The organism is Paraburkholderia silvatlantica (assembly GCF_003096715.1).
GTDB classification, from domain to species: Bacteria; Pseudomonadota; Gammaproteobacteria; order Burkholderiales; family Burkholderiaceae; genus Paraburkholderia; species Paraburkholderia silvatlantica.
Genome location: NZ_QEOL01000005.1, coordinates 371923 through 382067, shown reverse-complemented (window position 1 = coordinate 382067; position 10145 = coordinate 371923). Strand labels below are relative to the sequence as shown.

Genomic DNA, 10145 nt, shown 5'->3' with positions numbered 1-10145 from the left:
CGCGCTGCCGTCCGACTTGCATGTGTAAGGCATGCCGCCAGCGTTCAATCTGAGCCAGGATCAAACTCTTCAGTTCAATGCCTGTTACTGTTTTCGGTTCGGTTAAGAACCGGTCGCTCACTCAAAGCTGACAGGTTTCAGAATAAATTCAAAAACCTGACTTACTTTAGTGTGAGACTCTTGATACCTTTGCTGCCCCCGACTCCGCTCCAAAGAACGAAATCAGGCCGCCACCGCATCAAGCGCCCACACTTATCGGCTGTAAATTTTTAAAGAGCATTCGCGAAACCCGCCGGAGAACTGCGTTACCACCACCCGGCGCTTTCTACGTTGCTGCGTCAGCAGCAGAGAAACGAGATTATGAAGACTGTCCGGCGATCTGTCAACAGGTTTTTTTACTTCGCTTAACCTGCCGCTGAACTTCAAATCACCCGCAGACCCAGTCGCCACAAGGCTTTCGCCCGGGCTTCCCGTCTCCCCGCGCCTTCACCGAAAGCGCGAAAGACCGGAATTCTAGTCACGCAGGTGACATCTTGCAAGCGGTTTTTTGATGGACGGGAAATTCGGAAAAACGCGTCAGCGCAATCGCCTCAAACGTGGCGTTGCATGACGCGCTCGACGATTTGCAGATAGTGGTCGAGATCCGGCGTCGGCTTGCCGGCCACCTTCGCGAGGTCGTCCCAGCGGCGCAGGCGCACCGCGTCTTCGGCGTGGGGGCGCGCAGCGAAATCGCGCGCCTCATCTGCATTGAAGATGCCGCCTTGCAATTCGAGGCTGCGCACCGAGTCTGCGGAGAGGCAGCCAAAATACGCTTTATCGACGGCGCAGAGGTAGCGCTTCGCATCGACGTGCAAGCGAATCGGTTCCAGCACGCTATCGGGTAACACGGGCCGCAGGAACGGCAGCGCATAGTACTGGTGCAGATCGTCGATGCCGCGTTCGGTCGGCGTTTCGCCCTGACGATTGAGCAGGTGACCCAGATCATGCAGGAACGCTGCAGCGGTCAACTCTTCGTTCGCACCGTCTTCTTCTGCCAGCGCGCCGCTTTGCAGCGCGTGCTCCAGTTGCGTGACCGGTTCGCCGCTATACGCCAACGCGCCGTACGTCTCGAACAGCTCACGAATATCCGCGAGGCTCAGTGCCATCTTCTTCAACTCCTCTACCAGGTGAATTCGGCGGCGGCCCGCACGAGGGCGCCTCCCATCGTTCCTTCTGCTCTCAGTCGCCGCAGGATTCGCGCATGCGCCTGGCCGATTCATCGGCGTCGCGCGATGCGAGCGCGCTCAACAGCGCCCGATGCCCCGCATACGATGCATCCAGTGCATTGTGCGCCGGCGCCGCACGCCGCGACGAGAGCCGCAATTCGCGCACGGTGCCCTCATAGGTCTCGCGCAGCCTGGCGTTGCCAGCCGCTGCGAAGAGCGACGCGCGAAAAGCGTCGCGCGCTTGCAGAAAAGCCTCGCCCTTCTCGGCGACCACCGCGTCGCGCATCGCGTTGAGGTGCTCGCGCAACTCGGCGACCTGCGCCGCGTCGATGCGCGGCGCCAGCATCCGGCACGCCGCTTCGCGCAACGCCGCGCACACTACGCCCAGTTCCTGGGCCTCAGCCGCGCCGACGCTGCGCACGAACATCCCCCGATGTTTCTCGTTGCGCACGAGACCCGCCTGCTCCAGCGCGCGAAACGCTTCGCGCACGGGTCCGCGCGAGACGGCGAGGCGTGCCGCCCAGTCGGCTTCGTTGAGTTTGTCGCCGGGTGCGAGCACGCCCGCCGCGATGCGCCGCTCGATCTCGTCGCGCACCAGCGCCGTGAGCGAATGCTGGCGCACCATGGCAAGCGGCGTCGTGTCGGACAACGCCTGAGGATCGCGACCAGGATCGCTCGCGTTCCCGTTACTTGCGCACTCATCGCTCATCGAATCTTGCACGTCCTGCCTTGCCCGTCTGTTGCGCGCCTGCGGCGCATCGAACCGCATGGCATCCATCCGCTCAGTCCGCCCGCCGGCGCGGCACACGTGCCGCGATCAGCAGCAGCGCCGCCAGCGAGACGAGCAACAGGATCAGCGAAAGCGCCGAGGCCGGCAGGTAGTAACCGCGCTCGACTGCGCCCACCACGACGATCGGCACCGTCGCAAATCCCGGTGGATACACCGTTAGCGTCGCGCCCAGCTCGCCGAGCGACAGCGCGAAGCCGAGCGCGAGACTCGCGCGGATGGCCGGCACGAGCTGCGGCAGCACCACGCGGCGCAGCACCATCGAAGGCGGCGCTCCGAGACTCGCTGCCGCTTCGCGCAGCACAGTCAGCTCGGGACGCAGCGCGGCCGCAGCGCATCGATAGCAAAACGGCAGTACGAGAGCGAGCTGCACGAACACGACGATCGCAGCCGAACTCGACAGATCCACAGGCGCCTTGTGATAGGCGATCAGCACCGCGAGACCAAGGACCACGCTCGGCACGCCGTTTGGCACCATCGCGAGCGTGTCGACAACCGCGCCCAGACCGCGCCGGTCGCGCCCTTCGAGCGCGAGTGCGAGCCACAGACCCAGCGCCGTGCCGAGCACCGCCACGCCGAAGCCGATTTCGAGACTCGTTGCGAGCGCATCGAAGTCGGTCGAGCCGAGGCGCTCGAACCAGCGCGTGCTGAAACCGTCGGGCAGGATCGTGCCCGACCAGTGCGACGCGACGCTCGACAACGCGACGACGATCACCGGCAAGACGAAAAGCCAGAAGCACAGCAGCGCCGCAAAGCCAAGCAGTACCGCGCTGGCGATGCGCGAGAAAAGGCTGCGCTCGACAGGCCGCGCACGAAGGTGCCTGGGCGGCAGCGCGATACGGTCGGAACCGGCGGCGGGATTAGTTGACATTGCGCGCGCCTCCATGACTGCGGCGATTCACGCGCCGATACAGCGCATACAGGGAAAGCGACATCGCGAGCATGACCACGGCGCCTGCGGCGGCCGCCGGCAGATCGAGGTCGACTGTGGCCGAACTGTAAATCGCCACCGGCAGCGTGATGAGGTGCGCGCTGCCGAGCACGAGCAAAATGCCGAACTCGTTGAACGTCAGCAGAAAGCACAGGATCGTGCCCGCCGCGATCCCCGGCCACGCGAGCGGCAGGATCACACGCAGGGCGACCATCCGGCTGTTCGCACCGAGACTGCGTGCGGCTTCGATCAGGCGCATGTCGAGCAGCGCGAACGCGGCGAGCGTCGGGCGCACGACGAACGGCGCATAGAACACCACTTCCGCGAGCACCACGCCGCCGATGCCGAACAGGAAGTCGAGCGGCGGCGACTGCAAATGAAAGAGCCGTTGCAGCCCGATGCTTACGGAGCCCTGCGAGCCGTACAGAAAAATCAGCGTGAACGCGACGAGAAACGACGGGAACGCCACGAACAGTTCCAGAAAACGCGTGACGAGCTGCGCCCCCGGAAACGGTTTGAAGAACAGCAGCGCGGCCAGCGCGACGCCGAGCACGGAAGCCAGACCGGCGCTCAGGAACAGGATCCACAGCGTCGTGGCGATCACGCCGCGCGAGTCGGGATTGCCGAAGAAGGTTTCGTACGCATGGAAGCTCAAGCCATGCGCGCCCGCAAGACTCAGCAGCACGAGCCGCACGAGCGGATAGACCACGAGCGGCCCGAGCACGAACACGAGCAGACACGCGATATGCCATTGCGCGCGCCGCTCGCGGCGGCGCACGGCGGCCGCGTGCGCGTCCGCGCCGGGCAGAGCCACAGCGGAATCAGGGGGTGATAAGGACGACATCGTCAGCCTCGTAACGCAAGGACACACGCATGCCTTTCGCCGGCGTCATGCCGTGGCCGCGCTGCATGGTGACGAGCACCGGTTCGTTCGGCATCGCGTCGAGCAGCACCGGCACCGAGAGGACCGAGCCATACCACTCGACCGATTCGATCGTGCCGTGCAGCGCGCCTTCGCCGAGCGGCACGATACGCAGGCTTTCGGGGCGCAGGCACGCGAGTTTGTCGCGCACGTCGTGGCGCGCGTCGCCCATCGGGAACGCGACGTTCGGCGGCAGCAGGTTCGCCGCGCCCAGATAACGGGCCACGTAGGCGTCGCCCGGCGTGTCGTAGAGTTCCTGCGGCGTGCCGAGCTGCGCGATGCGGCCATCGCGCATCAACAGCGTGCGGTCGGAGAGCACGAGCGCGTCGTCCTGATCGTGCGTCACGCAGACGATCGTGAGATCGGGCAGGCGCTCGTGCAGTGCCTTCAATTCGGAGCGCACCGAAGCGCGCAGATTGGCGTCGAGCGCCGAGAGCGGCTCGTCGAGCAGGAGCACGTCCGGCTCGATCACGAGCGCACGCGCGAGCGCCACGCGCTGCTGCATGCCGCCCGAGAGTTGCGCGGGCATGATGTGCCCCGCGTCGCCGAGCTGCACGAGCTTGAGCGCGTCGGCCACGCGCCGCGCGATGTCGCGCGACGGCACGCGCCGCGCCTTCAACCCGAACGCGACGTTCTCGAACACCGAGAGATGCGGAAAGAGCGCATAGCTCTGGAACAGCAGACCCAGGTTGCGTTGATGCGGCGGCACATGGGTCAGGTCGCGGCCCGCTACGGTGAGCGAGCCCGCGAGTCCATCGGCTTCGATGAAACCGGCGATGAAACGCAGCAAAGTCGTCTTGCCGCAGCCGCTGCGGCCCAGCACGGTCAGCAGTTCGCCGCGGCGGATCGTGAGCGACAGATCGTCGAGGACAGTGCGCGCGCCGAAGCGCACGCTCAGGTGGTCGATCTGCACGCCCGCGGCACCGGAAGCGTCCGTGGCGTCAGTCAGTCCGGACACATCCGGCAGCGCGCCGGCCATGCCGGCCGGCGCGAGGCTTGCGGTATTCACCGGGTTCATCTCCTGTCGGCCAGAGTGGGCGCTCGAGCTGTCGACCGGAATCAGGCTTTAGCCCTGATTCCGGTCCCATGCAGAACCCTTACTCTGGTCCCATGCAAAGTTGCAGGTACCGTTGCTTACTTCGGCTTCACGACTTCGAGCTGCTTGCCCGACGAGCCGATCACTTCGTTCTTCCAGCGCGTGGTCCAGTCGGCCTTCTTTGCCATCACCTGGTTCCAGTCCACCGGAATCAGCTTCACGCCCTGGATGGCCTGCTTGACGGCTTCGCCGTTCTTGCCCGCGAGCGCCACGTCCGTGCGGGCCGGAATGCCGAAGATGTCCGGCACCTTCGACTGGACGTCCGTCGACATCAGGTAGTCGATCAGCTTCTTGCCTTCCGCCTGGTTCGGGCCGTTCTTGATCAGGCCGATTGCGTACGGCAGCTGGAACGTCGTGGGATGACCACCAGCGTCGGCCGCAAGGAAGATCGGCTTGAGCGAGAGGCCGCCGTTGGCGGCGTCGTCGAGATCCATCTGCAGGTCGCCGTTGGCCACCGAGATTTCGTTGCGCGAGAGCAGCACGTCGAGGTAGCCCGTGCCCTTGGTGTGGAACTTCGCGCTCTGCTCGAGCTTCTTGAGGTAGTCGAACGCCTTGTCTTCGCCCATCAGCGAGGTCGTGAGGATGATCACAGCCATGCCGTCGCCAGCCGTGGCCGGGTTCGAGTACGCGACCTTGCCCGAGTAGTCCGGGTGCAGCAGGTCGGCAAACGTCTTCGGCTCGTTCTTCACGACATCGGGGTTGATCGCGAACGAGAAGTAGTTGTTCACGAACGTCGCCCACGAACCGTCGGTCGCCTTCGCGATCGTCGGAACGTTCTTGTAGTTCACGCTCTGGTACGGCTGCAGCAGGCCGCTTTGCTGCGCCTGCTGGATGAACGGCGGCAGCGTGACGATCACGTCGGCCTTCGGCGAGTCCTTCTCGACGTTCGCACGGTTCACGACTTCGCCGCTGCCCGCCGTCACGATGTTGACCTTGACGCCTTCCTTCTTCTCGAAGGCCGGCAGCACGTCCTTGTAGAGATTTTCGAGGCCGTCGGCCGTGTACAGCACGACGGCGTCGGCGGCGTGCGCGCTCGCGGCTGCGCCCAGCAGCGCCGCGGCGGCCGCGATCGGCAGCAGCTTGCGTGCAAAACCCGCGCGATGGGAATTCGTGTGGTTCATGTCACTCTCCGAAGGCAAAACCAGATGCTCGGGATACCCGATGCGTTTGTGATTGAATGGATCGAACTGAGCTGAACAATCCGGACTTCGGCGGACTGCGCCGCCTGTCATAGCCCGTCTGGCGGTAGACTCGTATCACGGATTGCAGATTGTCTACAATCCGGAACTTTCCGCCTGAACCGTCCGGCCCGGCGAAGCCCCGAAGCTGCCGCCCGCCTCGCTTACCGGCCCATCTGGACGGGCCCCGCAAGAATCACAGGTTTTGATGACACGCGCATGACGATTGTGGCGTTTGTCAAAAAATTCCACAATTCGCCAATATTCGACAAGCCACACAAGCGTGCAGATTCCGCCGCTCACGCGTTGGCGGCGGGCATGCGAATGTGTAGACGGGCAAAAGCAAACGCAGCGCGCGCCGCAGGAAGACTCAGGCGATGACGAGTTCGGGCCCGCGCGCCGTGATGGCGCGCGCGACGCTCTTTTCGGGCGCAAGCTCGGTGACGACGTAGCGCGCCTGCTCGAAGCCGTTGATGCGCACGGGCGTGACGCGCCCGAACTTCGAATGGTCGGCGACGACGATCGCGCAAGCCGTGGCCGCGAGCATGCGGCTGCGCACCTCGGCGACCATGCGCGAGTAGTCGGTGAGCCAGCCGTCGGCGGTAATGCCGCCCGCGCCGACGAACGCGAAGTCGGCGTGGTACTGGGCCAACTGCTGCACGGTGTCGAGACCGAAGGTCGCCTCCTCGTGGTCGGACAGCTCGCCGCCCAGCAGCGTGACGCGGTTTTCGTTGCGGCGCCCGAGCAACAGCGCGATGCGCCAGTCGTTGGTATAGACCGTGAGCCGATGGCGGTCCGTGAGCGCGCGCGCGAGCGCATGCGTGGTGCTGCCCGAATCGATGATGACCGAGGCGCCGTCGGGCACGAACTCCGCCGCGCGCTCGCCGATCGCTCGCTTGGCGCTCGCGTTGGCGGCTTCGCGCACGTCGAGATCCGGCTCGCGGCGGTCGCTCGAGAGCGCGCCGCCGTGAGTTGTGACGAGCAGCCCGCGTTCCGCGAGCGTATTGAGGTCGCGCCGAATCGTCTCGCGCGAGACGCGCAGTTCGCGCACGAGATCCGCCACGGAAAGCGCGCCCGTCCGGTTGACTTGCGAGAGGATGTACTGGTGACGTTGTTCTGCGAGCATCTCGATGGGCGCGGGTCGTGCGTGGAAAAAACGCTGCGAATGATGTGAGTCCGGTGTGAATCCGGAAAAGCCGCCGTATTGTAGTACGCATGCGCAGAACGAGCCCGCCCTGCCATGGCGTGGGCATCCCTGCTAATCTCGTGGAGACCGCGCGCTCACGCGACACTCGCTTTGCCGACCATTGGAATTCATGCGTTCACGACTTCGTCAATTGCGTCTGCTGTTTTGTGCACTGCGTTATGGCTTCAGGCTGATCTGGCTCGCAGCTCCCGAGCATCACAAGCTGCACTGGTTGCTCACGCTCGCCTCGAACCTGCACGGCGACCCGCGTCTCGCCTCGCGCCTTCATGGTTCGCTGCCGCGTCTCGCGCCGCTCGCCGCGGCCTTCGCACAAACGCTCGCCACACGCCCCGAACTCGCGGGCGTGACCTTGCACGACGCGATCGACGCCATCGACCATTTCGAAGAACCCCTCGCGGGCGAGGCGCTCAGCACTACGCTGCGCGCCGCGCTCGGCAAGCCGCCCGAAACGGTGTTCACGTGGATCGATCCCAAGCCGGCCCATAACGGCTGGTGCGAGCAGACGCACGTCGCGCGGCTCGCGCTGCCGGTGAACGGCCACCAGACGATCACGCTGCGTGTACTGCGCGCAAAACAGGTCCAGGAAGTCGACGACGACGCCGCGCTCCTGTGCGCCGTGGCCCGCTGGATAGAGCGCTTTTCGCGCGCCGCGCGCAAGCTGCAGCTGCGTTCGCTCGCGCAGGCGCTGCGAGACGACCTGCATCGCCGCTTCGACCTGCGCGCCCAGGCCGCGAACCTGAGCCAGAGCGGCCATCAGCTTGGCGACGATCCGCGCATCGTCGTTCCCGACGTGATCTGGGACCTCTGCACCCCTCAGACAATCGCGGTGCAGCACATCGACACCGTGCGCGCAACCGATCTCGCCGGGCTTGCCGAGCACCACATCAACGTCACGCAGGTGGCGGCACGTCTGATCGAGGTCGTCACGCGTCAGGCGTTCGAACACGGGTTCTTCCATGCGGCCCTCGACGCGAGCCGGGTCGCGGTGAGCGTCGAACCCGAGACGCGCGGCCGCCTCGTGCTCGCGGGCGCGGCGCTGATGACGAGCCTGTCTTCGCCTGAACGCGAATTCTTCGTGCACGGTGCGACCGCATTGTTCGAACAGGACTACGGGCGGCTCGCCACGCTGCATCACGTGGCGGGCCATGTGCCCACGCATGCACGCACCGAACAGATCGAGGCCGAATTGCGCACGCGCAGCGAAGCGCATTTTGCAAGCGACACCGACGAGCGCAGCGCGGGGGCGCTGTTCCATCATCTGCTGCACTCGGTGCAGCCGTTCGGAGGCGAAGTTTCGCCGCGCCTCGTGGCGGCGCAGCGCGCGTTCGGCCAGGCCGAGCAGCTGGCCCGCTCGATTCATCCGGGCGTCGACGCATGGGGCATTGCGCGGCACACGCTCGCCGACATCGCGCGACAAGATCTCGGCCACCACGGCTGGATCAGGCGACTCTCGCAGGAGTTGCCCCACCTCGCGCAAATCGCACCGCGCGTACCGCAGATGGTGTTCCGCTTCCTCGAGCATCACGCGAAGGGCGGACACGGTCCCGCTGCGGGACAGGCCGCGCAGCAGGCCGCGTTGCTCGATGCCTGGCGCCGCGAGCATCGGCGCACGCGCGCGCTGCTGCTCGCCTGTGCGGTCTGCGGCGGCTTGATTGGGGTGACGGCGGTGTTGTTTGCGAGCTAGCGGCCGCTGACGTTTCCATTTCCGCCCTGGCGATGTTTGCGTTAGCCGACGTGGTATGGAATAGGCAGTTAGTTGCGTTATAGTTGTCGAGCGACGCACGTTCCGGCCAGTGCAGTCCTGAACAAGACCGCAACCTGCACGTTGCGCGATACTCCGAGCCTTTCGTGTTCCTCAGTGCGCAGCGTCAGCGCGCGCCCTCTTCGACACCGATGCTCGCCGCCTTCGCACCCACCCTTTTCGTCTTCCTGTGGTCGACGGGTTTCGTCGTCGCGCGCGCCATTGCGCCCTACGCCGATCCCAACCTGTTCCTGCTCGCGCGCTTCGCAGGCACGGCGGCGCTGTTCACGATCGTTGCGCTGGTGATGCGCGCGCCCTGGCCGCGCGGACGCGAAATCGGCAAGCATCTCTTCGCCGGCGCGCTCCTGCAGGGCGTCTATCTGGGCGCGGGCTACTGGGCGGTCGCGCAGGGCTTGAGCGCGGGCGTGATGGCGCTCCTCGGCGCGCTCCAGCCGCTCCTGACGGCTGCCGTCGCGGCACGCATGTTCGGCGAACGCCTGCCGCCGCGGCGCTGGTCGGGCATGTCGCTCGGCCTCGTTGGCGTCGTGCTCGTGCTGAGCCCGAAGTTGTATGCCGCCATGCACGCCGCCGGCGGCGCCATCGCCAACGCCGCTGCCGCTACCGCGCCCACGCACGCTCACGCGAACCCGCTGCTCGTGGTGGTGATCGCAGTGGTATCGGTCGGATCGATCACGGCGGGCACGCTTTACCAGAAGACTTCGCTCGCACAAGCCGACATTCGCAGCGCGAGCGCCGTGCAGAACCTCGGCGCGGCCATCGTCGCCGCCGTGCTCGCGCTCGTGCTCGGCGAGACGCGCTGGATCGCCACGCCGACCCTGTGGTTCTCGCTGGCCTGGGGCATTGCAATGCTCTCGGGCGCGGGCGTGACGCTGCTCGTCTGGATGGTGCGCCACGGCGACGCCGCCCGCGCCACCGCGCTGCTCTTTCTCGCGCCGCCGCTCGCGGCGCTCGAAAGCTGGCTGCTGTTCGGCGAAACGCTTACGCCGCTGCAGATGGCGGGCTTCGGCGTCGCGCTCGCGGGTGTGCTGCTCGCGCGGCGCGCGTAGCGCCAGCGCAC

The 10145-nt window shown here is 65.9% G+C and carries 9 protein-coding genes and 1 rRNA gene; 2 read left to right on the top strand and 8 right to left on the bottom strand.

The window, feature by feature from the left end:
- From C7411_RS09930 to C7411_RS09895, 8 genes are all read right to left on the bottom strand, one after another.
- Positions 1–76 (bottom strand): 16S ribosomal RNA (locus C7411_RS09930); the annotation flags it as partial.
- A gap of 514 nt (positions 77–590) precedes the next feature.
- Positions 591–1145, bottom strand: a complete 555-nt coding sequence (locus C7411_RS09925; RefSeq protein WP_110383612.1) for a phosphonate degradation HD-domain oxygenase — start codon at positions 1143–1145, stop codon at positions 591–593.
- A 73-nt stretch (positions 1146–1218) separates the two neighbouring features.
- The gene (locus tag C7411_RS09920) at positions 1219–1830 is read right to left on the bottom strand and encodes a GntR family transcriptional regulator (RefSeq protein WP_243413112.1); all 612 of its coding nucleotides are present in this window, start codon (positions 1828–1830) and stop codon (positions 1219–1221) included.
- Positions 1831–1987: 157 nt separating this feature from the next.
- Positions 1988–2863 (bottom strand): 2-aminoethylphosphonate ABC transport system, membrane component PhnV, encoded by an 876-nt coding sequence (phnV, locus tag C7411_RS09915; protein ID WP_110383611.1) that lies wholly within the window; start codon positions 2861–2863, stop codon positions 1988–1990.
- A complete protein-coding gene (locus C7411_RS09910; protein ID WP_110383610.1) occupies positions 2853–3767 on the bottom strand; it encodes a 2-aminoethylphosphonate ABC transporter permease subunit in 915 nt (304 codons plus the stop codon). The genes phnV and C7411_RS09910 overlap by 11 nt, the downstream gene beginning before the upstream one ends.
- Positions 3745–4854: a 2-aminoethylphosphonate ABC transport system ATP-binding subunit PhnT gene (phnT, locus tag C7411_RS09905; RefSeq protein WP_243413104.1), complete on the bottom strand. Its 1110-nt coding sequence runs from the start codon at positions 4852–4854 to the stop codon at positions 3745–3747. The genes C7411_RS09910 and phnT overlap by 23 nt, the downstream gene beginning before the upstream one ends.
- A gap of 125 nt (positions 4855–4979) precedes the next feature.
- Positions 4980–6062 (bottom strand): 2-aminoethylphosphonate ABC transporter substrate-binding protein, encoded by a 1083-nt coding sequence (phnS, locus tag C7411_RS09900; protein ID WP_110383609.1) that lies wholly within the window; start codon positions 6060–6062, stop codon positions 4980–4982.
- 427 nt (positions 6063–6489) lie between these two features.
- The gene (locus C7411_RS09895) at positions 6490–7245 is read right to left on the bottom strand and encodes a DeoR/GlpR family DNA-binding transcription regulator (RefSeq protein ID WP_110383608.1); all 756 of its coding nucleotides are present in this window, start codon (positions 7243–7245) and stop codon (positions 6490–6492) included.
- Positions 7246–7435: 190 nt separating this feature from the next.
- Between C7411_RS09895 and C7411_RS09890 the strand changes: the two genes are divergently transcribed.
- Both C7411_RS09890 and C7411_RS09885 read left to right on the top strand, forming a co-directional pair.
- On the top strand, positions 7436–9010 hold the full coding sequence (locus C7411_RS09890) for an ABC1 kinase family protein (RefSeq protein ID WP_110383607.1): 1575 nt from the start codon (positions 7436–7438) through the stop codon (positions 9008–9010).
- A 209-nt stretch (positions 9011–9219) separates the two neighbouring features.
- Positions 9220–10134, top strand: a complete 915-nt coding sequence (locus C7411_RS09885) for a DMT family transporter (RefSeq protein WP_110383646.1) — start codon at positions 9220–9222, stop codon at positions 10132–10134.
- Positions 10135–10145 lie beyond the last annotated feature (11 nt).

Bases quoted from the DNA above. Each gene is read 5' to 3' on its own strand.
- C7411_RS09925 (WP_110383612.1), bottom strand. From the start codon at position 1,145: ATGGCACTGAGCCTCGCGGATATTCGTGAGCTGTTCGAGACGTACGGC.
- C7411_RS09920 (WP_243413112.1), bottom strand. From the start codon at position 1,830: ATGGTGCGCCAGCATTCGCTCACGGCGCTGGTGCGCGACGAGATCGAG.
- phnV (WP_110383611.1), bottom strand. From the start codon at position 2,863: ATGTCAACTAATCCCGCCGCCGGTTCCGACCGTATCGCGCTGCCGCCC.
- C7411_RS09910 (WP_110383610.1), bottom strand. From the start codon at position 3,767: ATGTCGTCCTTATCACCCCCTGATTCCGCTGTGGCTCTGCCCGGCGCG.
- phnS (WP_110383609.1), bottom strand. From the start codon at position 6,062: ATGAACCACACGAATTCCCATCGCGCGGGTTTTGCACGCAAGCTGCTG.
- C7411_RS09895 (WP_110383608.1), bottom strand. From the start codon at position 7,245: ATGCTCGCAGAACAACGTCACCAGTACATCCTCTCGCAAGTCAACCGG.
- C7411_RS09890 (WP_110383607.1), top strand. From the start codon at position 7,436: ATGCGTTCACGACTTCGTCAATTGCGTCTGCTGTTTTGTGCACTGCGT.
- C7411_RS09885 (WP_110383646.1), top strand. From the start codon at position 9,220: ATGCTCGCCGCCTTCGCACCCACCCTTTTCGTCTTCCTGTGGTCGACG.